This window comes from Microbacterium sp. Root280D1, assembly GCF_001428975.1.
GTDB lineage: Bacteria > Actinomycetota > Actinomycetes > Actinomycetales > Microbacteriaceae > Microbacterium.
Genome location: NZ_LMJK01000004.1, coordinates 123,172 through 146,403, shown reverse-complemented (window position 1 = coordinate 146,403; position 23,232 = coordinate 123,172). Strand labels below are relative to the sequence as shown.

The 23,232-nt window shown below is 68.0% G+C and carries 20 protein-coding genes; 8 read left to right on the top strand and 12 right to left on the bottom strand.

The annotated features are described in order from the left end of the window. The first annotated feature begins 2 nt into the window (after positions 1–2). Complete coding sequence (locus ASE34_RS17265; RefSeq protein ID WP_082297903.1) at positions 3–893, top strand: carbohydrate ABC transporter permease; 891 nt, start codon at positions 3–5, stop codon at positions 891–893. Continuing rightward, the gene (locus tag ASE34_RS17260) at positions 890–2,758 is read left to right on the top strand and encodes a beta-L-arabinofuranosidase domain-containing protein (RefSeq protein ID WP_157538308.1); all 1,869 of its coding nucleotides are present in this window, start codon (positions 890–892) and stop codon (positions 2,756–2,758) included. The genes ASE34_RS17265 and ASE34_RS17260 overlap by 4 nt, the downstream gene beginning before the upstream one ends. 1 nt (position 2,759) lies before the next feature. Here the strand turns inward: ASE34_RS17260 and ASE34_RS17255 are convergent, their stop codons facing one another. The 11 genes from ASE34_RS17255 to ASE34_RS17205 form a co-directional block, all read right to left on the bottom strand. Further along, positions 2,760–3,044, bottom strand: coding sequence for a WXG100 family type VII secretion target (locus ASE34_RS17255; protein ID WP_056280591.1), 285 nt, complete (start codon positions 3,042–3,044; stop codon positions 2,760–2,762). Beyond that, complete coding sequence (locus ASE34_RS17250; protein ID WP_056280588.1) at positions 3,044–3,544, bottom strand: hypothetical protein; 501 nt, start codon at positions 3,542–3,544, stop codon at positions 3,044–3,046. Before ASE34_RS17250 ends, ASE34_RS17255 begins: the two co-directional genes overlap by 1 nt. After that, positions 3,541–4,854 carry a putative T7SS-secreted protein gene (locus ASE34_RS17245; RefSeq protein WP_056280585.1) on the bottom strand — a complete coding sequence of 438 codons (1,314 nt, stop codon included), beginning with the start codon at positions 4,852–4,854 and terminating at the stop codon, positions 3,541–3,543. Before ASE34_RS17245 ends, ASE34_RS17250 begins: the two co-directional genes overlap by 4 nt. Continuing rightward, a complete protein-coding gene (locus ASE34_RS17240) occupies positions 4,854–5,144 on the bottom strand; it encodes a type VII secretion target (protein WP_053097891.1) in 291 nt (96 codons plus the stop codon). The genes ASE34_RS17245 and ASE34_RS17240 overlap by 1 nt, the downstream gene beginning before the upstream one ends. 166 nt (positions 5,145–5,310) lie before the next feature. Then, entirely contained in the window at positions 5,311–6,348 is a 1,038-nt protein-coding gene (locus ASE34_RS17235) for an ABC transporter permease (protein ID WP_082297904.1), read from the bottom strand. Next, positions 6,345–7,412, bottom strand: a complete 1,068-nt coding sequence (locus ASE34_RS17230; protein WP_053097897.1) for an ABC transporter permease — start codon at positions 7,410–7,412, stop codon at positions 6,345–6,347. The genes ASE34_RS17235 and ASE34_RS17230 overlap by 4 nt, the downstream gene beginning before the upstream one ends. Beyond that, complete coding sequence (locus tag ASE34_RS17225; protein WP_053097899.1) at positions 7,409–9,016, bottom strand: sugar ABC transporter ATP-binding protein; 1,608 nt, start codon at positions 9,014–9,016, stop codon at positions 7,409–7,411. The genes ASE34_RS17230 and ASE34_RS17225 overlap by 4 nt, the downstream gene beginning before the upstream one ends. A gap of 86 nt (positions 9,017–9,102) precedes the next feature. Continuing rightward, positions 9,103–10,098, bottom strand: coding sequence for a substrate-binding domain-containing protein (locus ASE34_RS17220; protein WP_053097901.1), 996 nt, complete (start codon positions 10,096–10,098; stop codon positions 9,103–9,105). A gap of 180 nt (positions 10,099–10,278) precedes the next feature. Next, positions 10,279–11,826 carry a sugar ABC transporter ATP-binding protein gene (locus ASE34_RS17215; protein WP_056280582.1) on the bottom strand — a complete coding sequence of 516 codons (1,548 nt, stop codon included), beginning with the start codon at positions 11,824–11,826 and terminating at the stop codon, positions 10,279–10,281. Continuing rightward, the gene (locus ASE34_RS17210; RefSeq protein ID WP_053097905.1) at positions 11,823–12,842 is read right to left on the bottom strand and encodes a LacI family DNA-binding transcriptional regulator; all 1,020 of its coding nucleotides are present in this window, start codon (positions 12,840–12,842) and stop codon (positions 11,823–11,825) included. Before ASE34_RS17210 ends, ASE34_RS17215 begins: the two co-directional genes overlap by 4 nt. An 83-nt stretch (positions 12,843–12,925) precedes the next feature. Then, positions 12,926–14,185, bottom strand: coding sequence for a D-arabinono-1,4-lactone oxidase (locus ASE34_RS17205; RefSeq protein WP_056280578.1), 1,260 nt, complete (start codon positions 14,183–14,185; stop codon positions 12,926–12,928). Positions 14,186–14,264: 79 nt separating this feature from the next. Between ASE34_RS17205 and ASE34_RS17200 the strand changes: the two genes are divergently transcribed. The 5 genes from ASE34_RS17200 (at position 14,265) to ASE34_RS17180 (ending at position 20,156) form a co-directional block, all read left to right on the top strand. Continuing rightward, positions 14,265–15,311, top strand: a complete 1,047-nt coding sequence (locus tag ASE34_RS17200) for a LacI family DNA-binding transcriptional regulator (RefSeq protein WP_056280575.1) — start codon at positions 14,265–14,267, stop codon at positions 15,309–15,311. Positions 15,312–15,404: 93 nt separating this feature from the next. After that, positions 15,405–16,742: an extracellular solute-binding protein gene (locus ASE34_RS17195; RefSeq protein ID WP_056280572.1), complete on the top strand. Its 1,338-nt coding sequence runs from the start codon at positions 15,405–15,407 to the stop codon at positions 16,740–16,742. Further along, positions 16,739–17,689 (top strand): carbohydrate ABC transporter permease, encoded by a 951-nt coding sequence (locus ASE34_RS17190; RefSeq protein ID WP_053097910.1) that lies wholly within the window; start codon positions 16,739–16,741, stop codon positions 17,687–17,689. Before ASE34_RS17195 ends, ASE34_RS17190 begins: the two co-directional genes overlap by 4 nt. Then, positions 17,689–18,594, top strand: coding sequence for a carbohydrate ABC transporter permease (locus ASE34_RS17185; RefSeq protein WP_053097912.1), 906 nt, complete (start codon positions 17,689–17,691; stop codon positions 18,592–18,594). The genes ASE34_RS17190 and ASE34_RS17185 overlap by 1 nt, the downstream gene beginning before the upstream one ends. Before the next feature lie 38 nt (positions 18,595–18,632). Continuing rightward, positions 18,633–20,156 (top strand): alpha-N-arabinofuranosidase, encoded by a 1,524-nt coding sequence (locus ASE34_RS17180; protein WP_056280569.1) that lies wholly within the window; start codon positions 18,633–18,635, stop codon positions 20,154–20,156. Positions 20,157–20,347: 191 nt separating this feature from the next. Here ASE34_RS17180 and ASE34_RS17175 read toward each other — a convergent pair whose 3' ends face one another. Continuing rightward, a complete protein-coding gene (locus ASE34_RS17175; protein ID WP_157538307.1) occupies positions 20,348–22,489 on the bottom strand; it encodes a S1 family peptidase in 2,142 nt (713 codons plus the stop codon). A 305-nt stretch (positions 22,490–22,794) separates the two neighbouring features. Between ASE34_RS17175 and ASE34_RS17170 the strand changes: the two genes are divergently transcribed. Continuing rightward, the gene (locus ASE34_RS17170; protein WP_162253870.1) at positions 22,795–23,226 is read left to right on the top strand and encodes an META domain-containing protein; all 432 of its coding nucleotides are present in this window, start codon (positions 22,795–22,797) and stop codon (positions 23,224–23,226) included. Positions 23,227–23,232: the final 6 nt, after the last annotated feature.

Below are 23,232 nucleotides of genomic sequence, written 5' to 3'. Positions count from 1 at the left end.
TCATGTCCCAGACGCTGACGCGCACGATCGTCGCTCCGAACCATCAGCCGACCCCGCCGCGCTATCGCTCGAAGGCCGCTCGCGTCGTCCTCGGCATCCCGTACTGGGTGTTCACGACCGCGCTGGCCGTGATCTTCCTCTATCCGCTCATCTGGACCGGCGTCTCGTCGGTCAGCCCGATGGCCGGCACCAGCCAGACCGACGGCTGGGGCTTCGGCAACTACGCGGCCCTCGGCGAATACCAGGCCGGCATCTGGGTGTATCTGGGCAACTCGCTCTTCGTCTCGGTGCTCACCGTCGCGCTCACCCTGTTCATCTCGCTGCTGGGCGGATACGCGTTCGCGCGCTTCTCGTTCCCCGGCAAGAACGCACTGTTCCTCCTCACCCTCGCCATCCTGATGGTGCCGTATGCGACCCTGCTCATTCCGCTCTACGTGATCCTCAATGCGGTCGGCCTGCAGAACTCGCTGGTCGGCGTCGCGCTGGTGATCACGATGTTCCAGCTGCCGTTCTCGATGTTCATGATGCGCATCTCGTTCGAGTCGATCCCGCGGGAGATGGACGAGGCGGCGATGGTCGACGGATGCTCGAGCTGGGGCGCCCTGTGGCGGGTGCTGCTCCCTGCCGTCAAGCCCGGGCTCGTGACCGTCGGGCTGTTCGCGTTCCTCACCGCCTGGAACGACTTCATGGCACCGCTGATCCTCATCAACGACACCAACCGCATGACGCTGCCGCTCGCGGTGGCGAACCTCCGCGGACAGGTGCAGGGCGTCGTCGACTACGGCGCCACCGAGGCGGGAGTCGTCGTGCTGGCGCTCCCCTGCATCCTGCTCTTCCTGATCCTGCAACGACACTACGTGCGCGGCTTCATGTCCGGCGCCTTCAAGGGATGACCATGTTCGACACCACTGCACCGGCCGCCCCGGTGGTTCCCACGCACGGGCGTCTGCGCCCGCTCGGCCTCGACGAGGTGCGCATCACCGGAGGGTTCTGGGCCGACCGCCAGGCCGTCAACGGCACTGCCACTCTCAGCCACATCGAGTCGCGACTCGAGTCCGAGGGATGGCTGCCCAACTTCGACCTCGCCGCCGCCGGCACGCTGCCGGACGGGCGTCGGGGACGCGAGTTCGCCGACTCCGAGATCTACAAGTACCTCGAGGCGCTGGCGTGGGAGATCGGGCGGACGGATGCCGCAGCCGACAGCGACCTCGAGCAGCGATTCCGCCGGGTCGTCGACCGGGTCGCCGCCGCGCAGGAGCCCGACGGGTACCTCAACACGATGTTCGGCCGCGAGGGCCAGGACGAACGCTGGTCTGCGCTGCAGTGGGGGCACGAGCTGTACTGCCTCGGGCACCTGTTCCAGGCGGCCGTCGCCCGCGTGCGCACGAGACCGGATGCCGACGACGGTCTGATCGACATCGCTCGGCGCGCCGCGGATCTCGTCTGCCGCGAGTTCGGCGTCGACGGCCGGGACGCGATCTGCGGGCATGCCGAGGTCGAGGCGGGGCTTGCCGAGCTCGGCCGAGCGCTCGGTGAGCAGCGTTACATCGATCAGGCCGCGCTGTTCGTCGAGCGGCACGGTCGCGGGTCGCTCGGCGAGATCGAGTGGGGGCGCAGCTACTTCCAGGACGACGTGTCGGTGCGCGACGCCGAGGCTCTTCGCGGGCACTCCGTGCGGGCGAACTACCTGTCCTCCGCCGCAGCCGACGTCGCCGCCGAGCTCTCCGACGACTCGCTGCTCGACTCCCTGCGGTCGCAGTGGGATCGCACGGTCGAACGCCGCACCTATGTGACGGGGGGCCAGGGGTCGCACCATCAGGACGAGGCCTTCGGCGACGACTGGGAGCTGCCGCCGGATCGCGCCTACTCCGAGACCTGCGCCGGCATCGGGTCGATCATGTTCTCGTGGCGGCTGCTGCTCGCGACCGGTGAGGCGCAGTACGCCGACCTGATCGAGCGGACCCTGTTCAACGTCGTCGCGACCTCGCCCGGTGACGACGGGCGCTCGTTCTTCTACGCCAACACCCTGCATCAGCGCACGCCGGGGATCCCGGCGGATCCGGATGCCACGTCGCCGCGCGCCTCGTCATCGCTGCGCGCGCCGTGGTTCGAGGTGTCGTGCTGCCCGCCGAATGTGGCGCGCACGTTCGCGAGCCTCTCCGCGTATGTCGCGACGGCCGATGATGACGGCGTGCAGCTGCATCAGTACGCACCGTCGACCGTGCGCACGACACTGCCGGACGGCCGGATCGTCGCGTTCGATGTCTCGACGGACTACCCGGCGAAGGGCGATGTTCGCGTCACGATCACCGAGGATGCCGAGTTCACACTGACGCTGCGAGTGCCGTCGTGGGCGTCGGGAGCAACGGTGCGTGTGCACAGCGGGAATGAGGTCACGGAGCTGCCTGCACCTCCGGGTGCGGTCGAAGTCGCTCGTGCGTTCCGCGCCGGCGACATCGTCGAACTCACTCTGCCGATCGTGGCGAGGACCACATCACCGCATCCGATGGTGGATGCCGTGCGCGGCAGCGTCGCGATCGAACGCGGCCCCGAGGTGCTGGCACTCGAGTCGATCGACCTCGGCGGCGACATCGGCGACGCGGTCGCGGCCGGGGAGCCCGTCGAGCGCGACGGTCACGTGGTGCTGCCGGTGCGCCACCGCTCGACCGGCGAGACGGTCGACGCCCCCTTGATCGCCTATCACGACTGGGCGCGGCGCGGTCCGTCGACCATGCGGGTCTGGATTCCGACGGTGTGAGTCAGCTCCAGAGGTCGGCGACGTGAGCCTCGGCCTCGCGAGTGCGTGCTTGCGCGCGGGCGGCCGCGGTGGCGGCGCTGGTGAGAGCGGTCTGCATGTCGCCGGCACACTCGTTCCATTCGCGGTGAGCGCGGGAGTAGGCATCTTGGGCGGCCCCGGTCCACAGGTGCCTCAGCCCGGTTGCTTCGGCGTCCAGGTCGTCGAGGAGCGCTCGGATCTGCTGCGCGGTGTCGGCCAGCGTCGCGATCGACTGGGCGAGCGGTTCGTGCTCGACGCGGATGCGCATCAGCCGGCGCCCTCTTCGGATTCAGGTTTCGGCCAGCTCAGGTGCAGATCGCGGAGCTCGTAGGGCTGAGACACGTCGTCGGTGAGGAAGTACGTGTAGAAGATGACCGCCGCCTCGTCGGCGGTGAAGACCTCGTGCGGGTAGACCGTGGTGCTGTGGCGACCGTCGTCGTAGTGGATCACCTCGGTGGGCTCGCCTGTGCGGTCGCCGCCGGGCTTGCCGATCGCGTACTGGCGGGGAGTGCCGTCGGCCTCGATGCGGCGCACCTCCAGCGCCAGCGCCTCAGCGGTTCCCGCACACTGCATGTACTCCTCACTGAACGGCATGTCCTCGAGGAGGTCCGCACCTTCGGGCGCACGCCACAGACTGTAGGACCAGAACGTGGATCCGTTCATGCCCTTCAGTGACGCCCGCAGTTGCTCCGGGTACGGGCGGACGTAGTCGACGAAAGGGCCACGGCTCTCACCATTGATCTGGTCGATATGCGTAGGTGTACTCATTTCACAGTCTCCAGGACCACTCGGGTGATCTGTATCGTCTTGCCGTTGAGGGTGGCGGTCGCGGGGCGTTCGGGACTGACCGTGCTGTCGAATCCCTTTTGGGCTGCGTCGCGGCTGCCGGTGCCGCCCTTGACCTCGATGCCGGTGTAGGTCCCATCGGCATTCTCGTAGAGGCCGTCGTAGTAGCGGTGTTGATCTGACGTCGCGTCGGGCTTGTGACGGTACCCGTCGATGGTCGCACGAACTTTATCGTGGATGACCTCGACGCTGCGTCTGTCAGCGACTCGATCCAACCCGATCTTCTCGGTATCGACCCAAGGGCGTTGCCCGTCGCCGTTCCAGTGGCCCTTGATGTCACGGCCCCCGTGTTCAGGGTGGGGTGGCGGGCGCTCCACGATGCGGACCGCATCATCCCCGGTCGCCTCGTTCATCCATCGCGTCCCGGCGTGCCCGGCAGCGGCGAGGCCTGCGCCCGCGACACCCACGCCGGCCCAGGCGAGGCCGGCACCGGGGACGCCTCCAACTCCGGTGATCGCGAGGGCACCTCCGCCGCCGATCATCGTGCCGCCACCGACCACGAGCGCGACTCCGCCGAGGAGTTCGAGGAGGATGTCGGGGTGGTTGATGAGCGCGTTGCCCATCGAGGCGATGAAGTTCAGTTGCTCGATCGCCGGGTTGAGTACGGCGGTCTCGAACATGATCGAGCCGATCGCCCGGACGACTGCCCAGTTCGTCGCGCCTTCGGCCTGCTTCGGCGTCTGCAGGGGCGCGGCATCCGCCGCTGCGTGGATGGCGTTGGCAGCGTCGACGGCGTAGCGATCCAGCACACCCTGTGCGTTCGTCAAGACGTCGACCGCCTGTGCGCGCAGGTCCGCGCCGCCGTCGACGAACGGGACGTCGAGTTCGACGTGTCGCAGGTGAAGGTCGCGTTCCAGCTCACGCACCTTCACCTGGTGCTCCTGGCGTGAGGCGATCGTCGCTGCTTCGGCCTGCTCCCACAGGTCGATGGCGCGTGCGGCTTCGTCCTGCGCCCATCGCAGAGCATCGCCATAGGCCGACAGAGCGGCGGCGCCACTCATCAAGTACTCGCCGCACCTCTGCCATGACGACCGCACGTATTCCGCCCGCTCGAGGTACTTCTCATACGGGTACCCCGTCCACGCGGAATCGACCTCGAGGCCCCGCAACCCGTCCCGAAGGGCAGTGGCGGCCTCGGACCGAGACCGCCACGCGGACGCGACCGTATGCGCCGCGGCATACGAGCCCGGTATCAGCGCGACCGGGTCGTTCGTCGTCCCCAGCTCGGACATCAGTAGTCGCTCTCGGCCCAGATCATCTGGTCGAGTTCGCTGCTCGACGCCTCATCGCCCCGGTCGAACACCTCGGCGGTCTGCCGCAGGTTCTCCGCCACCATGTCGACGTCCGCGAGACGGCGCCCCAGTGCCGTCGTCCATGCGTCGCCGAATCGCGCCACCGCCGCGGTGATCGAGCGTGCGCCCAGCCCCGACGACTGCGCGACCACCGCCGAGCCGAAGTCGCCCCGCAGACTGGCGGCCTTCGTCGCGAAGGCGCGCAGCTCGTCGGTCTCCACATCCGTCATCGCACGCCATCGGTCACGAACGACAACGTTACGTCTTCATATGAGGACGTCACCGACATCCGCAGCTCGAATACCGGTGTTCCGAGATGGGACCTTCAGGGTGCTCAGACATGCGAATGGCCCCACCTCGGTGCGAGATGGGGCCATTCAGGCGATGGAGCGGAAGCTACTCCCGTTTTCGGGTGACCGCCCGCTGCAGCAGCACGAACACGAGCAGGATGCCGCCCGTGATGATCGTCGTCATCTCGGGCGGGATGCCTCCGTCACGCGTGATGAGCACGTTCATCAGACCGAGCACCAGCGCACCGACGACCGAGCCGAGCACGTATCCGTAAGCCCCTGTCAACACGGTGCCGCCGATCACTGCCGCGGCGATCGCGTCGAGCTCCCACCCGATGCCGGTGATGTTCTGAGCGGTGCCGAGTCGTGCGGTGTAGAGCACCGCCGCGAGACCGGCGAGACCGCCGCTGATCACGTAGACGAGCACCTTGGTGCGCTGCACGGGCAGACCCATGAGCAGCGCCGAGCTCTCCGATCCTCCGATCGCGTACACGGTGCGGCCGGTGCGCGTGCGGTGCAGAACGAAGAACGCGGCGGCCACGACGATCACCGCGATGAGCACGGCGGGGGTGATCACGAGGTCGTTGACCTTCGGGCCGTCGATGATCTTCAGCTGGGTGCCGATCCAGCGGATCGGCGACTCCTCACCCAGCCGCTCGGGCTTGGTGCTGAGCAGCGAGGCGAGGCCCCGACCGAGGAACATCATCGCCAGTGTCGCGATGAAGGGCTGCACGTCGAAGTACCGGATCAGCACTCCCGAGACGATGCCGAAGAGCACGCCGATGCCGATCATCGCGACGATCACGGCGAAGGCGTTCCAGCCGGCGTTCGAGAGCATCACACCGGCGACCGACGAGACCGCGATGATCGATCCCACCGAGAGGTCGATGCCGCCCGTGAGGATCACGAAGGTCAGCGCGACCGCGAGCACGATGAGGTGCGCATTGTTGATGAGCAGGTTCGACAGCGTGTTGAACTGCAGGATGCGGCCGTAGGCCACCTCGCCGAAGATCACCATGCCGACGAAGATGACCACCGAGGCGATCGTCGGCAGCACCGAGGGGTTCGCCGTGATCATGCGTCGCAGACGGTCGGCGACGCTCTCCGTCGCCCGAGGGGCCGGAGGGGCGGTCATGACGCTCATGCGGACACCTCTTCTTTCGCGATGATCTGTTCGACCGGGCGGGCTCTGCGTCGCGTCCGGAACCAGCTGCGCACGCGCTGCGACTGCAGCAGACACAGCACGACGATCACGATGGCCTTGAACGCCGGGGTCGCCGACGACGAGACGCCGAGATACAGCACGGTCTTGTCGAGGGTCGCGATGAGCAACGCGCCGACGAAGGCGCCGCTGAGTGAGAACTTGCCACCCGCCAGCGATGCGCCGCCGATGACGACCGCGAGGATCGCGTCGAGCTCGAGCTGGTAGCCGGTGCGGGAGATGTCGACGGTCATGACGCTGCCGACCGACATGATGCCCGCGATCCCGGCGAGGATGCCGCTCATGATGTAGGCCGTGAGCAGCAGTCCCTTCGGCTTGATACCCGCCATGCGGCTGGCCCGGGGGTTGATGCCGATCGCCTCGATCATCAGGCCCAGCGCGCTGCGCCTCACCACCCAGCCGACGGCGATCACGATCAGCACCGCGAGGATGAACACCACGGGGATGCCGATCACGAAGCCGTTCGCGATCCACCGGAACGCATCGTTGGATGCCGTCGTGTTCTGCCCGCCGGTGATCACCTTGGCGATGCCTCGGCCGGCGAGCATGAGCACGAGCGTGGCGATGAAGGGCTGCAGGCCGACATAGGCGACGAGGACGCCGTTGACCGCCCCCAGGATGCCGGTGATGACCAGCGCGAGTCCTACCGCGGCGAGCGCTGCGCCGAAGGAGTCGCCTGCGGCGCTGAGGAACTCCATCGAGACCGCTCCGGCGACGGCCATCAGAGATCCGACCGAGAGGTCGATGCCACCGGTGGCGATCACGAGCGACATCCCGATCGCGATCATCATGATCGGCGCCGCCTGGCGCAGGATGTCGATGAGGTTGCCGACGAGGTTGCCGTTGTTGGGGTTGATCGAGAGCGCGAGGTACGTCGGGTCCTTGATCACGTTCAGGGCGAGCAGCGCGAAGATCGCGACGATGCCCCAGAAGAACGGCTTGTGGATCAGGTCCCGCCAGATGGTGGTGCCGGCTGACGCGGTCATCGCGCTGCCTCCTTGTCGGTCGTGGGGGCGATGCTATCGGGCACGGCGCCGTCGGTGTCGTCGAGCGTCTCGGCAGCGGCCTCGACTCCGTGAGCGGCGATCACATCGACGATCACCTGCGCGGTGACGTCCGGTCCGTTCTGGATCTCGCCGATCTTCCGGTGGTCCTTCAGCACGACGATCCGCTCGGAGAGGCGCACGACCTCTTCGAGCTCGGAAGAGATGAACACCACGGCGACGCCGTCTTCGGCGAGCTCGGCCACCGCCTCCTGGATCTCGGCCTTCGCACCCACGTCGATGCCGCGGGTCGGCTCATCGAGGATCAGCAGCTCGGGCTGCGTGGCGAGCCAGCGGCCGAGCAGCACCTTCTGCTGGTTGCCGCCGGAGAGGTTCTTGATCATCCGGTCGGGGTCGGCCGGACGGACGTTGAACTGCGCGATGTAGCGGTCGACGATCGCATCCTGTTCCTTGCGGCTCATGGGACGCGCCCATCCGCGCTCCGCCTGCACGGCGAGGATGATGTTCTCGCGCACGGTCAGGTCTCCGATGATCCCCTCGTCGCGGCGGTTCTCGGTCGAGAAGGCGATCCGACGAGGCAGCGCATCGGCGGGCGACTTGAGGTCGACCCGGCGTCCATGCAGCTCGATCGTGCCTTCGTCGGTGCGGTCGGCGCCGTAGAGCAGTCGGGCGAGCTCGGTGCGCCCGGAGCCGAGCAGCCCGGCGAAGCCGATGACCTCGCCGGGGCGGATGTCGAGGTCGGTCGCCTCGACCGCTCCGCGTCGTGCGATTCCGGATGCCGCGAGCAGCGGCTTCTCATCGGCCTCGCGCGGCGCGCGGCGGCGGTTGCCTCCGAGCGACTTGAGCGCATCGAGGTCCTTGCCGATCATCTTCGAGATGAGAGCGTGGCGGTCGAGGTCCCGGGTGAGGTACTCACCCTCGTACAGGCCGTTGCGCAGCACCGTCAGGCGGTCGCTGATCGCGTAGACCTGATCGAGGAAGTGCGAGACGAAGAGGATCGCGACCCCCTGGTCTCGCAGTGCCCGGATCACGGTGAAGAGGCCCTCGACCTCGGCGGCGTCGAGGCTGGAGGTCGGCTCGTCGAGGATGAGCACCTTGGCCTTGATCGCCATCGCGCGGCTGATGGCGACGAGCTGCTGCAGCGCGATCGAGAGGGTCGAGAGCGGCCGGCGGGTGTCGAGGTGCCCCAGGCCGAGTCGGGAGAGGGCGTCGGTCGCAGCGCGGTGGGTGGCCGTCCAGTTGATGCCGAACACACCTCGCGTCTCATGACCGAGCATCACGTTCTCGCCGATCGAGAGGTTGGGGGCGAGGTTGACCTCCTGGTACACCGTCGAGATCCCGGCATCCTGCGCGTCGCCGGCGCCGCCGAAGCTGCGCTCCTGCCCGGCGACGACGATCGACCCGGAGTCGATCCGGTAGACGCCGGTCAGGGCTTTGATCAGGGTCGACTTGCCCGCGCCGTTCTCGCCCATGAGCGCGTGGACCTCGCCCTGGAACAGCCGGAAATCGACCTTGTCGAGGGCTTTCACGCCAGGGAACTCGATCGAGATCCCACGCATCTCGACGATGGGCAGTGCTTCGTTCATCGGTGTCTCCTCCTCCGGAAGAGCCCGGGCGGTGCGGCTGTTGCGGCACCGCCCGGGCTCACTGGCTGATCGCTCCGGCGGCGGGGTCAGTACTTGCGGTCGGCGAGCACGGCCTGTGCCGCCTCTGCGGAATCGAACGCCTCGCTGGGGACGACGATGTACGAGTCGACGTCTTCACCCGCGAGAGCCTTCTCGACGACCTCGAGGGCCGTCTCGCCGAAGAGCGGGTTGTACTCGTGCACGTAGCTGAGCTGGCCGTCGGCGAGCGCCTGCATGGCGTTCTTCGTGCCGTCGATCGTGGCGATCTTGACGTCCTCGCCCACCACCAGGCCGGCTTCCTCAGCGGCCTGCGCAGCGCCGAGACCCATCTCGTCGTTCTGTGCGAACACGAGCTGGATGTCGTTGTTCGAGGACTTGAGCATCGTCTCGAAGACGCTCTTGCCCTCTTCCGCCGACCAGTTCGCCGTCTGCGCGTCGAGCTTGGTGAGCGACGAGTCGCCGAGGCCCTCGTCGAAGCCGGTGTTGCGCTCGTTCACGACGCCGACGCCGGCCGGCCCCTCGAGCACGACGTAGTTGCCTCCGTCGGGGAACGTCGCCGCAGCCCAGGTGCCGACCTCCTTCGCGACCTCGACGTTGTCGGGAGCGATGCGGGTGACGTACAGGCTGTCGTCGTCGGGCTCGATGCCGCGGTCGAGCAGGATGACGGGGATCTCCGCCTCCTGTGCGCGCTTGAGCGAGTCCTCCCAGCCCGAGGCCTCGGTGGCCGAGAGCAGGATCACATCGACGCCCTCGTCGACGAACGACGTGAACGCGTCGATCTGCGACTTCTGGTCGAGGTTGGTGGCGGGTGCGTACTTGAGGTCGTATCCGGCTTCCTCCGTGAAGGTGTCCTGGATGTTCTGCTCGTTGGCCTCGCGCCATGCGCCCTCGGGACCGACGGCCACGAAGCCGACCGTGGTGACGTCGTCGCCGTCGCCACCCCCGTCGCCCGAGTCGCCGGTCGAGCAGGCCGCAAGGCCGATGGTGAGTGCGCCGACTGCTGCCAGGCCGAACGCGATGCGAATGCGCTTCTTCGCGGACATTTCTTCTCCTCGTTGAGATGCCGGTGGTCACTCCGGCGGTGGTGGACCAGTCATGGTCCGATCGTGATTGCAGGACACCTGCATCGCATGTCCTGCGGTGATGTTACCGGGAACAATTTCTGGAACACAAGAGGTCGAACGAAAATCAACGATGCATGAAGGAAAAGATCTTGTTACCGATCACAGCTCAACGCTGTGGCTGAGCTCAGCGGCGATCATCTCGACCACGGTGTCGACCGTGACACCAGGACCGTTGCTGAGCTCGCCGATCTTCTCGCGGTCCTTCAGCACGATGATGCGATCACTCAGCCGCACCACCTCTTCGAGTTCGGACGAGATGAAGACCACGGCCACTCCGTCACCGGCCAGCTGGCTGATGCGTCTCTGCACATCGATCTTCGCCGCGATGTCGATCCCCCGAGTGGGCTCGTCGAGGATCAGCACGTGCGGACGCACCGCCAGCGCACGGGCCAGCAGCACCTTCTGCTGGGTTCCCCCCGAGAGCAGGCCGACCGGGCGGTCGAGGTCGGCGGGATCCAGATGCAGGGCCTCGACGTACGTCTCGACGAGTCCCCGCGACTCCGCGTGCGAGAGCGGACGAGTCCACCCGCGCAGCGCCTGCAGCGACAGGATGATGTTCTCGCGCGCCGTGAGCTCGCCGATGATGCCCTGCGTCCCCCGGTTCTCGGCCGACAGCGCGATCCGGTGTCGCAGCGCCGCCGACGGGCTCCGCAGCTGCACCCGTTCGCCGTCGACCCAGAGCTCGCCGCTGTCGGCCCGCGCCGAACCGCTGAGCAGCGACGCGAGCTCGGTGCGCCCGGAACCCCGCAGCCCCGCGAGGCCCACGATCTCTCCGCGTTGGATCTCGACATCCATCTGCTCGAGCTCACCGCGTCGCCCCACACCGGACGCCTGCATCGCGGGCTCTCCGTCGTACGCGTAGTGGTGGGCCTTGCGCTCAGAGCCGAGCGCTCGGAGGCTGTCGATGTCCTTGCCGAGCATCTTCGAGATCAGGTCGGCCCGGTCGAGGTCTCGCGTCGCATACTCCCCCACGCGCCGCCCGTTGCGCAGCACGGTCATGCGGTCGCTGATCGCGAACGCCTGCTCGAGGAAGTGCGAGATGAACAGGATCGCGACCCCCCGCTGCCGCAGACCGCGGATGACGCGCATCAGGGTCGCGACCTCGGCGACGTCGAGGCTGGAGGTGGGCTCATCGAGGACGAGCACCCTCGGCTCGTCGACGACCGCGCGCGCGAGTGCGACGAGCTGCTTCTGCGCAGGCGTGAGCAGAGAGAGCGGCGTCTTCGGATCGAGGCCGTCGAGCCCGAGTCTGGCCAGCGCCTCCGCGGCATCCGCTCTCGTCCTCCGCCAGTCGATGCCGAACCGTCCTCGGCGCTCCCGCCCGAGCATCACGTTCTCCGCGACACTGAGATTCGGGCTCAGCTGGGTCTCCTGGAACACCGTCGCGATCCCCGCCGCTCGACTGTCGGCGACCCCCGAGAACCGACGGGGCTCGCCGTCGACGAGGACCGTGCCCTCCTCCGGCGCGAGGGTGCCGGTGATCACCGCGACCAGGGTGGACTTGCCGGCGGCGTTCTCGCCCATGACGGCATGCACCTCGCCGGGGAACAGCCGGAAGTCGACGTCATCGAGCGCGCGCACGCCGGGGAACTCGACCGTGATGCCCGCAAGCCGCACGACCGGCGCGGGACCACGGTCGGAGGTCATCGCACCTCCCGAGGTGCGGCCGACGAGCCGCGGGCGACGAGCTCGGTCGGGATCCGGGTGAGCGTGGGGATGTCCCGCCCTTCGATCGCCGCGCGCAGCATCTCGACCACCGCGACGCCCAGCGCCCCGAAGTCCTGGCGCACCGTCGTGAGCGGCGGGATGAAGTGCCGCGCCAGCGGGATGTCGTCGAAGCCGACCACGCTGAGATCCCGCGGCACCTCGAAGCCCCGGTCGTGCAGACCGTGGATCAGCCCCATCGCCATGTCGTCGTTCGCGGCGAAGATCGCCGTGTAGTCGGGCAGCCGCGTGAGCCCCTTCGCGAAGTCGTAGGCGAAGTCGGCCGACCAGTCGCCGACGACGATGGGCCGTTCGCGGATGCCCCACGACTTGGCCCGCGAATGGAAGGCCCGCTCCCGAGCCCTCGCGTCGAGCCAGTCGAGCGGACCCGAGAGGTGCAGGATGTCGCGGTGGCCGAGTGCGACGAGGTGGTCGACCACGGATGTCGTGCCCGCATGCTGGTCGATCGACACGGTGAGGAACGTCGGGTCGGCGTCTGCCTTGACGACCAGCATCGGCACGGTGATGGCGATGCGGCGCAGCGCCGCCACGGACGACGAGCGGGGCGCGATGACGCAGAGCGCATCGACTCCCTGGGTCACGAGATTGTCGACCGCCTCCTGCGGAGACAGCGGGTCACCCTCGTGCAGAGCGATCGGCGTGACGGAGTATCCGGTGGCACGTGCGGAGAGCTCGACCGCTCGCAGGATGCTGGTCGGACCGTGCGCCACCGCGCTCTCGACGATCACGCCGATCCGGCGGGTGCGCTGCGTGGCGAGAGCCCGCGCGACGAGGTTCGGGCGGTAGTCGAGCTCCTCGATCGCCTCGAGCACGCGGCGTTTCGTGTCGGGCTTGATGTTCGGGTGATCGTTGAGAACACGCGAGACCGTCATGTGCGAGACGCCCGCGATGGTCGCCACCTGACGGATGTTGGGCTTGTCTGAACCGACGTTCGCCATGCACACCTCCGTCGGCCGAGCCTCGGAGAATGTTACCGAGAACAAGCCCGGTGGTGCAATGGATCCCGCGGCAGCGGCAGGCGCTAGAGGCCCAGGCGCTCCAGGTAGGGGTTCACCAGTCGGCGCTCCGGGTCGAACCGCGCCGCGAGCGCGGCGAAGTCATCCCAGCGCGAGTAGCGAGAGCGCACCTCGGCGGCATCGAGCGTGAACACCTTTCCCCAGTGCGGGCGGGCGGTCTCGGGCAGTGCCGCCTCGAGCGTGGGCAGGAACTCGCGAACGGCCGCCTCGTCGGGCTTCCAGGTGAAGTGGATGCCGACGGCATCCGTACCCTGCGATGAGCTCAGCCAGAGGTAGTCGGGGGCGACCGTGCGGATCTCGTTCACGAGCAGCAGCGGCGCGATCTGGCCGGCGAGCGTGCGGACCGCCTGGATCGCGGCGACCGCATCGGCGCGGGGCACCAGGTACTCGCTCTGGATCTCGGCGCCCGCCGACGGCGTGAACTCGAGCTTGAAGTGCGCGAGACGCTCGAACCACGGCCCCGGCACTCCGAGCTGCTCGGTGCAGGCCACCGGGTCGACGCCGATGATCGGATGCCGCTTCGCTGTCGCAGGCTCCGCTCCGAGTCGGTCGAAGAGATCGGCGCGGGTGTTCTCGCGCGCCTCGGGCTGTCGCTGCTTGACCCAGATCTGGTCGGCGACGTCGGTGTGCTCCCACCGCGAGAAGATGCTGACGCTCGTTCCGATGCTCGTCACCTCGTCGAAGTCGGCGAGGATCGCATCCCACGACGGATGCTCGAACACGTGCTGGGCGACCTCGTAGGCGGGCTCGACATCGAGCGTCACGTCGACGACCGCTCCGAGGGCTCCGAGGCTGACGACCGCGCCGTCGAAGTCGTCGTCTCCGCGAGCGAGCGAGCGGATCTCCCCTGCCGGCGTGATGATCGTCAGCGCGCGCACGGCGGAGGCCAGCGATCCCGTCGCGTCGCCCGAGCCGTGCGTTCCGGTCGCGACGGCTCCCGCGATCGAGATGTGCGGCAGCGAGGCGAGGTTCGCGAGCGCGAGCCCCTCGGCATCGAGCAGCGGGGCGAGGTCCCCGTAGCGCAGCCCGCCCGACACGCGCACGGCGTCACGGGCGTCGGCGACCTCGAACAAGACGGGCAGCCGGTCGAGCGCGATGAGCACCCCGTCGGTGTCGGCGATGTCGTTGAAGCAGTGCCGCGACCCGAGGAAGCGCACGGCCCCGCCCCGGGCGAGCAATCCCTGCAGCTCATCGATCGAGCTCGGGTGCTCGATCGCGGATGCGCGATAGGTGAGGTTGCCGGCCCAGTTGCGTTCGATGGTCATCGGGCCATAGTAGCCACGGCAGCCTCGCCCGCCATCGGAGAGGCACCGCGCTCGGCACGCGCATGGATAGGCTGACCGGATGACTGCGATGCCGCCGCCGCGCGCGACGATGAAGGACGTCGCCGCACTTGCCGGCGTCTCACCCAAGACGGTCTCGAACGTCGTCACCGGCACGGTCGCCGTTCGCGAGGAGACGAGGCTCAGGGTCGAGTCGGCGATGGTGGAGCTCGACTTCGTGCCCAACCTCAACGCCCGCGGGCTCCGCAAGGGCCGCTCGGGCATCATCGCCGTGGCCCTGCCCGACCTCGCCACCGCGTTCTCGGCCGAGCTGATGCATCGCATCGTCGACGCTGCGCACGATCGGGGCCTGGCGGTGCAGATCGAGGAGACCGCGACCGATCCCGAACGCGAGCGGGAGCTCGTCTCGCGCGCTCGCGCGCACCTGGTCGACGGGCTGATCCTGAACCCGATCCGCCTCGAGGACAGCGTGCTGAAGTACGCCGACCGGCTGCCCCCGCTCGTCGTGCTCGGGGAGGTCGAGCAGAACAGGGCCGACCACGTGCGGATCGACAGTCGCCGCGCCGCCGCTGACGTGACCCGGCATGTGCTGTCTCGCGGGGCGACCCGCATCGCGGTGATCGGCGCCGATGACGACGCGGCGGTCGCGACCGCCACAGGTCGCCTGCGACTCGAGGGCGTGCACGACGCGTTGCGAGAGGTCGGCATCCCGCGCGACACCGCTCTCGAGATCAACCCGATGCCGTGGTCGATGACGGGTGGGGCGGATGGCGTCGCCACGCTGTTCCGGCGGGGTGTGGCATTCGACGCGATCATCGCCTTCACCGACTCGCTCGCGCTCGGAGCGCTGCACGCGCTGCACGATCACGGCGTGAGCGTGCCGGACGATGTGATCGTGACGGGCTTCGACGATGTCGAGTTCTCGCGGTACACGTCGCCCTCGCTCACGACGATCGCCTTCGATCGTCGCGCGTTCGCCGACGCGGCCCTCACGCTGCTCGAGTCGCGCATGGACGACCGCTCCGCTCCCCCGCGCGCGCTCACCCTCTCGCATCATCTGCTCGAGCGCGACAGCACGCGGGGCACCCCGCGCGGCTACCGCCCCTGACGCGGCCCGGAAGCATCGGCTCACTCTTGCGCCGCTGATTACATCGATGTAATGATGTACCCCGACCCCGCCCGCTGTCACGAAGGAGTGACGATGACGCCCCCGCTCGATATGTCCAGACGGCAGTTCCTGACTGCCGCCTCCGTCACGGCCGCCGCGGCGCTGCTCGCCGGCTGCGCCCCCGGAACAGTCCCGGGCTCGAACACCACGACCCTCCAGTTCTGGCATCTGCTCTCGGGTGGCGACGGCGTCACCATGTCGCAACTGCTCGACACCGCGAACGCGGCGCAGAACGCGTACCGCATCCGCCCCACGGTGCTCGCCTGGGGCACCCCGTACTACACGAAGCTCGCGATGGCGGGCGCCGGTGGCCGCGCCCCCGACGTCGCGATCATGCACGCCACCCGAACGGTCGGCTGGGCCCCCGGCGGTCTGCTCGACCCGTGGGATCTCGACCGACTGGCAGACCTCGGCGTCGACGCATCGACGTTCCCGAAGCCCATCTGGGAGAAGGGCTTCGTCGGCGAGAACATGTACAGCGTCGCGCTCGACGCGCATCCGTTCGTCGCGATGTTCAACACCGACATCTGCGATGCCGCCGGAGTGCTCGACAGCGACGGTCGCCTCGCAGAGACGTCGTCTCCCGAGGAGTTCGTCGAGCAGCTGCGCACGATCGGCGGCAAAGCCGACGGCCACGCGCTGTCGTACGGATATCTCGGCGACGGCGCGCAGATGTGGCGCCTCTTCTACACCTTCTACTCGCAGCACGGCGGTGCGATGGAGCTGCCCGCCGGCGGCAAGGCCGTGATCGACAAGGATGCCGCGGTCGAGTCCCTCTCGCTCATGCGCACTCTGCTCGACGGCGAGATCGCCCTCGCCCAGGCCGACTACGGCAGCGCCGTCGCCGAGTTCGCGACCGGCAAGAGCGGCATGCTGTTCACCGGCGTCTGGGAGCTCCGCACCATGCAGAACGCGGAGATCCCGTTCGATGCGACCATGATCCCCACGCTCTACGGCACCCCGGCGGTCTACGCCGACTCGCACTCGTTCGTGCTGCCGCATCAGACCGACGCCGACGAGAAGAAGCGCGACCTGACGTACCAGTTCGTCGCCGACATGCTCAAGGGCTCGTTCGGCTGGGCCGAGGCCGGGCACATCCCCGCCTTCCTGCCGGTCACCGAGTCCCCCGAGTACGCCGATCTCGTCCCCCAGGCCCACTACGCCGAGGCCGCGCAGCACGTCGTGTACGACCCCACCGCGTGGTTCACCGGATCGGGCTCCAACTTCCAGGGCGAGTTCGGCGCCGCGGTGCAGGGCGTCCTGCTGTCGGGCGATGACCCCGCGGCGGCGATCGACCGGTTCGAGGCACGGGTGAACACCCTGCTCCGTCAGCCCAACCCGGCAGACCCCGAGGGGACGTTCGCATCATGACCACGGCAACCGACTCCACGCGCACCATCGTCACCGGCTCCAAGGCCGCCATCCCGATCCGTCGCGCCGGCTCCCGCAACCGCGAGCAGCTCATCAGCTGGGCGTTCCTCGCTCCGTTCCTGCTCGCGTTCGTGCTGTTCCTCGCCTGGCCGATCGTGCACGGCATCATCCTCAGCTTCACCGACCAATCGCTCACGGGCGCCGGCGGCTCCTTCATCGGCTTCGCGAACTACGCCGAGGCGCTGACGGATCCGAAGATGTGGCAGTCGATGGGCAATACGGTGTGGTTCACCCTGCTGTCCACTGTGCCGCTCGTCGTGATCGCTCTGCTGATGGCGGCGCTCGTCGACCGCGGCATCCCGGGTCAGTGGCTGTGGCGACTGTCGTTCTTCATGCCGTATCTGCTCGCCTCGACCGTGATCTCGCAGATCTGGGTGTGGATCTTCAACCCGCAGATCGGTGCCGCGAACAACATCCTCGAGTTCTTCGGTCTCGAGCCTCTCGCCTGGCTCCAGAATCCCGACACCAACATGCTGTCGATCGTGATCGCCACCGTCTGGTGGACGGTCGGATTCAACTTCCTGCTGTACCTCGCGGCGATGCAGAACATCCCGCCGCAGCAGTACGAGGCCGCATCGCTCGATGGCGCGGGGCCGTGGCGCCAGTTCTGGTCGATCACTCTTCCGCAGCTGGGACCGGCGACCGTGCTGATCCTGATCCTGCAGATCCTGGCGTCGCTCAAGCTCTTCGATCAGGCGTACCAGATGCTCGGCGGTGTCGCGAGTGACACGACCCGCTCGATCGTCCAGTACATCTACGAAGCCGGCTTCGTCAGTTACCGATTCGGCTACTCGGCCGCGATCTCCTATGTGTTCTTCGCCCTCATCGTCATCATCGGCGTCGCGCAGGCTCTGATCACGCGCCGCCGGAAGGAGTCGCAGCTGTGATGTCCACCGCCACTCTCACCGAGACCATCACCACGACCAAGCCCGCGCGGGCCCGTCGCCCGCACCTGCCGGGCGAGAAGCCGTTCGGCGTGCTGCGCATCAGCGCACTCGTCGTCCTCATCGTCCTGGCGGTCGGCTGGCTGCTGCCCTTCCTCTGGGCGATCGCGACGGCGTTCAAGACCGAGACGGATGCCGCCAGCGGCGACCCGTCCTGGATCGGCGCCTCGGGCCCGACGATCGAGGCGTTCACCGCGATCCTGTCGCAGGGCAACGTCTACACCTGGGCGTTCAACAGCCTGTGGACGTCGATCGCCGTGACCCTGATCACGCTCACGATCTCGGCATTGGCCGCCTACGCCTTCTCCCGGCTCGACTTCACCGGTCGCAAGTGGCTGTTCGTCGCCATCATCGCCTCGATCGTCGTGCCGCCGCAGGTACTCATCATCCCGCTGTTCTACGAGATGCTCGCGTTCAACATGATCGACACCTACTGGGGTCTGATCCTGCCGCAGGTCGTGGCGCCGGCCATGGTGTTCATCCTGAAGCGCTTCTTCGACGCGATCCCGATCGAGCTCGAAGACGCCGCCCGGGTCGACGGCGCCAGCCGACTGCGTATCTTCTGGTCGATCGTGCTGCCGCTGTCGCGCCCGATCCTGGCATCCGTCGCGATCTTCGTGTTCATCGGCGCCTGGAACAACTTCCTCTGGCCGTTCCTCGTCATCAACGACACCACGCTGATGACGCTGCCGGTCGGCCTCCAGACGGTGATCAGCGCCTACGGCGTGCAGTACGCCCAGGTGATGGCTCAGGCCGTGCTGGCGGCGCTGCCGCTGATCATCGTGTTCATCATCTTCCAGAAGCAGATCGTCAAGGGCGTCGCGACCAGCGGCTTCGGCGGTCAGTAGTCCCCCACCCGGCTCGAGAGCCAGAAACAAGGAGAGCAATGTCTCAGGCCCGCATCACCATCGATCGCGACTTCACCATCGCCGACGTCCCCCGGAGGCTCTTCGGGTCGTTCGTCGAGCACATGGGGCGCTGCGTGTACACCGGCATCTACGAACCGGGGCACCCGCAGGCCGACGAGCGCGGCTTCCGTCAGGACGTCCTCGCCCTGGTGAAGGAGATGGGTCCGACCGTGGTCCGATACCCGGGAGGTAACTTCGTCTCGGGCTACCGCTGGGAAGACGGGGTGGGCCCGGTCGAAGACCGCCCGGTGCGCATCGACGGCGCCTGGCACACGATCGAGACCAACGCCTTCGGCCTGCACGAGTTCATGGACTGGGCGAAGGATGCCGACGTCGAGGTCATGGAGGCCATCAACCTCGGCACCCGGGGTGTCGAGGAGGCCAGGTCGCTCGTCGAGTACGCCAACCACCCGGGCGGCACGTACTGGTCGGACCTTCGCCGCAAGAACGGTGCCGAGCAGCCCTTCGACATCAAGCTGTGGTGCCTGGGCAACGAGCTCGACGGCCCCTGGCAGATCGGCGGCAAGACCGCGACGGAGTACGGGCGGCTGGCGCAGGAGTCGGCCAAGGCCATGAAGCTCGTCGACCCGACGATCGAGCTCGTCGCCGTCGGCTCGTCCGGCCGGTCGATGCCGACGTTCGGCACCTGGGAGCACACGGTGCTCACTCACGCGTACGACGAGGTCGACTTCATCTCGATGCACGCGTATTACCAGGAGCATGACGGCGACGCCGAGTCGTTCCTCGCGGAGTCGGTCGACATGGATGCGTTCATCGACGGCGTCATCGCGACGATCGATGCGGTGAAGGCGGCGGGCAAGCACACGAAGCAGGTCGACATCTCGTTCGACGAGTGGAACGTGTGGGACCAGGTGAAGTTCAACGACGTCGAGTCGGTCGAGATCGCGAAGGCCGGGTGGAAGAAGCACCCGCGTCTGATCGAGGACACCTACAACGTGACGGATGCCGTCGTCGTGGGCACGCTGCTCAACAGCCTGCTGCGTCATGGCGATCGCGTGAAGATCGCGAACCAGGCGCAGCTCGTGAACGTGATCGCGCCGATCCGCTCGGAGGAGAACGGTCCGGCCTGGCGCCAGACGAGCTTCTGGCCCTTCGAGCGCATGGCCCGTCTCGCCAAGGGCCGCATCCTGCGCCTCGCGGTGTCGGCTCCGCAGATCGAGACGAAGCGCTACGGCGGAGTCGACTCGGTCGATGCCGCGGCCACGTGGGACGAGGAGACCGGACGAGTCGTGGTCTTCGTCGCGAACCGCTCGCTGACCGAAGAGAGCGACCTGACCGTCGAGCTGCGCGGCCTCACCGGCCTCCGCGTCGTGAACGCCGAGACGCTGACGATCCCCGAGGGCGGCGATCGTCGCACCGCGAACCTCGAGACCACGCAGGATGCCGTGCACATGGTGCCGCTCGCAGCCGCCGAGGTCGTCGACGGCGCGGTGCGCGCGACGCTCCCGCCGCTGTCGTGGTCGGTGATCGAGCTGGCCTGAGGTTCGACTCGACAGGAGAGGGCCCGGCATCGGATTCCGATGTCGGGCCTTCTGCGTGTCCGGCATCCCGCGCGCCTGCACCACGAAGCACCCTGCAGACGCGAAGAAGCCCGGTATCGATCGATACCGGGCTTCTCAGCGATGGGGTTCACGGCCGAGGCCGGTCACTCCGTCAGATCGTGATCAGGCGATCAGCTCTGGATCTGCTGGCGACGACGCACGACCAGCAGCAGTCCGCCCGACAGCAGCGCGAGCGCGATGGCTGCGGCGGAGAGCGGGACGAGCATGTCGGCACCGGTCACGGCGAGTCCGCCGTCACCGGGTGCCGCTGCGCCACCGTCACCGGGAGCTGCTCCGCCACCACCGGCGACCGGTGCGGCGAGAACAGCGAACGCCAGGTCGGTCGGAGCCGACGAGACGCCGTCGATGGCCTGCGTGGCCGTGACCGTGTAGGTGCCCGACTCGAGAGCCGCACCGAAGTCGACGCTCCATGCGCCGTCTTCGACCGTGGCCGTGAACGTGCCGCTCGCGGCGGCGAAGGTGCCCGCGAGGGCCGCCGTGTTGGCCGACGCCGGCTCAGCGCCGTTGAGCTTCACCGTGACGGTCGCGCCGTCGATGCCCGTGCCGGCGAGCCCGGAAGGACCGTCGTTGTGGGCGAACTCCGCGCCGTTCGTGACCGAGGTCACGGCCGGCGAGACGGGGATGACCGAGAACGACGCGGTGGCCTCAGGCGAGACCTCGTCGTCACGGGTCTGCGTCACGACGACGCTGTGCGAGCCGTACTCGAGGGTGAGTCCGTCGACGGTCCACGAACCGTCTGCGGCGACCTCGGTCGTGCCGAGCACGTCGTCGGTCTCGGCGTCGGTCACCGTGATGGCGGTGGCCGGCAGGCCGGTGCCGCTGATCGCGGTGACGGTCTCGTTGGCAGTCGAGCCGTCAGCCGGCGAGGTGATGACCGGTGCGACGAGCGGAGCAGGCACCACGGTCACGTCGATCGAGACGGTCTCGGAAGAGCTGAAACCGGTGCGTGCACGGACCGAGATGGTCTGCTCGCCGAGCTCGACGGGGCCGACGACCGAGAAGGCGCCGTCCACGACGTCGACCGTCTGGTCTGCGCCGAAGCCGCTGACCGTGACCTTGGCCGCTCCGACAGCGGTTCCGGTGATGGCCGTTCCCGGCTGCACCTCTGCACCGTCGGTCGGGCTCGTGATGACCGGTGCGTCGAGGTCGAGTGCGACCTGGTAGCCGTTGGTCTTGGGCAGAGCGGTCACGAGCGATGTCGCCCAGGTGAACTGCTCTTCGGTCGCGGTCGCCTCGGAGCCACCGCTGATGACGCCGACGGCCGCGTTGCCCTGGATGACAGCGCCGCCGGAGTCACCGGGAGCCGCGGGAGTGTTGCTCGAGAAGCCCTGAACCCAGTGGCCGTCGATGCTCGCCCATCCGTCGAGGATGTCGTCGCCGTCGACCACGCCGGTGGTGAAGCCGGTGGTGCGACCGCTCTTGTTGACCTCGCCGAGCGCCGGGGCGGCGACGGACTTGATCGCGATGACGCTGTCAGCGAGTGAGCTGAGCGAGTCGCCGGCCGTTGTCCAGTCGGTGACCGCGGGAACCGGGTTCCAGCCTGCGGCCTCGTCGATGTCGATGACCGAGATGTCGGTCGCGGTGGTGTCGCCGTTCGAGCCGAGGCCACCGTCGCCGCCGCCGAACTGGGCGAAGCCGAACGTGCCGAGCAGTTCGACCGACGCGGGGAGCGAGGGGGTTCCGCCGACTGCCGGCTCGTCACCGGGAACGGTGAGAGTCGTGTCGGTGAGCGGTTCGCCGCTCTCGTCGAAGGCACAGTGTCCGGCGCTCAGGAGCGCAGGGTCACCGGTGGGTGTGAATGCTGCGAAGCCCACGGAGCACGACCAGGCGGCACTTCCAGGCTCGTTGGCAAGGAAACCGTCGAGGTCGGGGCTGACCGACAGGTAGCCCTGTCCGCCGACGACGTCGCCCTCATCGAACGCCGAGAGCACACGGTCGACCTTGACGACGGCTGCGTCAGGGAAGCCCTCTGTCGCGGCGATCTGCGTGATCTCGGAGTCGGCGGACGCGCTGTCAGCAGTCACGACGACGACGTTGCCGCCATCCGCGGTCTGTCCGACGGCGACCATGTCGGTGCCGACCTTGTCGAGTTCCGCCTTCGTCTTCAGCACCTGAGCAGGAGCGTCCTGGCTGGGTGCGTCGGTCGAATCTTCAGCGAACGCCGCAGGCGCTCCGAGGAAGAGCCCCGAGAGGGCGAGCGTGGTGGCGGCCGTCAGCGCCAATGGGCGGCGGCCTGTCACTCTGTGCTTCATGTGATGTATGTCCTTGCTGGTCACGGATCGTCAGTCAGTTTCATCTCCGGCAGTGTGCGATGCACACAGAACCGTTCGCCTCCCGGTGGAGGCGTGAACTGCGACGCTGGCCCCCCGACAAGCAGGATCCTGTTCGTCGAGACGAGCAGGGATCTCCAGAAGCGTACCCAGTAAATCCACAGAATGGGGAAATTGTTTACCAGAATTTCGCCTCTTGACCTGGCCCTCTCGTTTGCGATACGGCAGAACGACCGCCCGCCGCACAACGGATTGCGTTCGCAGACGACACGGTTACCATGGCCACCATGAGCACCCACCGCAGAGCACGCACCCTCGTCGGCCTCGCGATCCTGGGAGCCTTCGCCGTGATGGGCGCAGCCTGCGCGACCGGCGGCCCCAGCAGTGCGCCGACGTCGAGCGCCGACCCGAACGGCGAAGACAGCGCCGTCGTCGAGAAGCTCGTCGGACTGTGGGGAGAGGATGCCTCCGGTCAGCCGCACCTCGAGTTCACCGCCGACGGCGAGGTGCACGGCAGTGACGGCTGCAACGGCATCACGACGACCTACTCGGTGAACGGCGACCGTGTCGATCTCGCCCGATTCGCCTCGACGCTGAAGGCGTGCCCCGGAGTGGACGGCTGGATGCGGGGCGTGCGTGCGGTCGAGATCGACGGCGACGTCCTCGTGATCAAGGACGCGTCCGGCACGGAGCTGGGCACCCTCCCGCGCGCGAGCTGACGTCGC

Excerpts from the sequence above, each read along its gene's own strand:
- ASE34_RS17265 (WP_082297903.1), top strand. The coding sequence starts at position 3 with ATGTCCCAGACGCTGACGCGCACGATCGTCGCTCCGAACCATCAGCCG.
- ASE34_RS17260 (WP_157538308.1), top strand. The coding sequence starts at position 890 with ATGACCATGTTCGACACCACTGCACCGGCCGCCCCGGTGGTTCCCACG.
- ASE34_RS17255 (WP_056280591.1), bottom strand. The coding sequence starts at position 3,044 with ATGCGCATCCGCGTCGAGCACGAACCGCTCGCCCAGTCGATCGCGACG.
- ASE34_RS17250 (WP_056280588.1), bottom strand. The coding sequence starts at position 3,544 with ATGAGTACACCTACGCATATCGACCAGATCAATGGTGAGAGCCGTGGC.
- ASE34_RS17245 (WP_056280585.1), bottom strand. The coding sequence starts at position 4,854 with ATGTCCGAGCTGGGGACGACGAACGACCCGGTCGCGCTGATACCGGGC.
- ASE34_RS17240 (WP_053097891.1), bottom strand. The coding sequence starts at position 5,144 with ATGACGGATGTGGAGACCGACGAGCTGCGCGCCTTCGCGACGAAGGCC.
- ASE34_RS17235 (WP_082297904.1), bottom strand. The coding sequence starts at position 6,348 with ATGAGCGTCATGACCGCCCCTCCGGCCCCTCGGGCGACGGAGAGCGTC.
- ASE34_RS17230 (WP_053097897.1), bottom strand. The coding sequence starts at position 7,412 with ATGACCGCGTCAGCCGGCACCACCATCTGGCGGGACCTGATCCACAAG.
- ASE34_RS17225 (WP_053097899.1), bottom strand. The coding sequence starts at position 9,016 with ATGAACGAAGCACTGCCCATCGTCGAGATGCGTGGGATCTCGATCGAG.
- ASE34_RS17220 (WP_053097901.1), bottom strand. The coding sequence starts at position 10,098 with ATGTCCGCGAAGAAGCGCATTCGCATCGCGTTCGGCCTGGCAGCAGTC.
- ASE34_RS17215 (WP_056280582.1), bottom strand. The coding sequence starts at position 11,826 with ATGACCTCCGACCGTGGTCCCGCGCCGGTCGTGCGGCTTGCGGGCATC.
- ASE34_RS17210 (WP_053097905.1), bottom strand. The coding sequence starts at position 12,842 with ATGGCGAACGTCGGTTCAGACAAGCCCAACATCCGTCAGGTGGCGACC.
- ASE34_RS17205 (WP_056280578.1), bottom strand. The coding sequence starts at position 14,185 with ATGACCATCGAACGCAACTGGGCCGGCAACCTCACCTATCGCGCATCC.
- ASE34_RS17200 (WP_056280575.1), top strand. The coding sequence starts at position 14,265 with ATGACTGCGATGCCGCCGCCGCGCGCGACGATGAAGGACGTCGCCGCA.
- ASE34_RS17195 (WP_056280572.1), top strand. The coding sequence starts at position 15,405 with ATGACGCCCCCGCTCGATATGTCCAGACGGCAGTTCCTGACTGCCGCC.
- ASE34_RS17190 (WP_053097910.1), top strand. The coding sequence starts at position 16,739 with ATGACCACGGCAACCGACTCCACGCGCACCATCGTCACCGGCTCCAAG.
- ASE34_RS17185 (WP_053097912.1), top strand. The coding sequence starts at position 17,689 with ATGTCCACCGCCACTCTCACCGAGACCATCACCACGACCAAGCCCGCG.
- ASE34_RS17180 (WP_056280569.1), top strand. The coding sequence starts at position 18,633 with ATGTCTCAGGCCCGCATCACCATCGATCGCGACTTCACCATCGCCGAC.
- ASE34_RS17175 (WP_157538307.1), bottom strand. The coding sequence starts at position 22,489 with ATGAAGCACAGAGTGACAGGCCGCCGCCCATTGGCGCTGACGGCCGCC.
- ASE34_RS17170 (WP_162253870.1), top strand. The coding sequence starts at position 22,795 with ATGAGCACCCACCGCAGAGCACGCACCCTCGTCGGCCTCGCGATCCTG.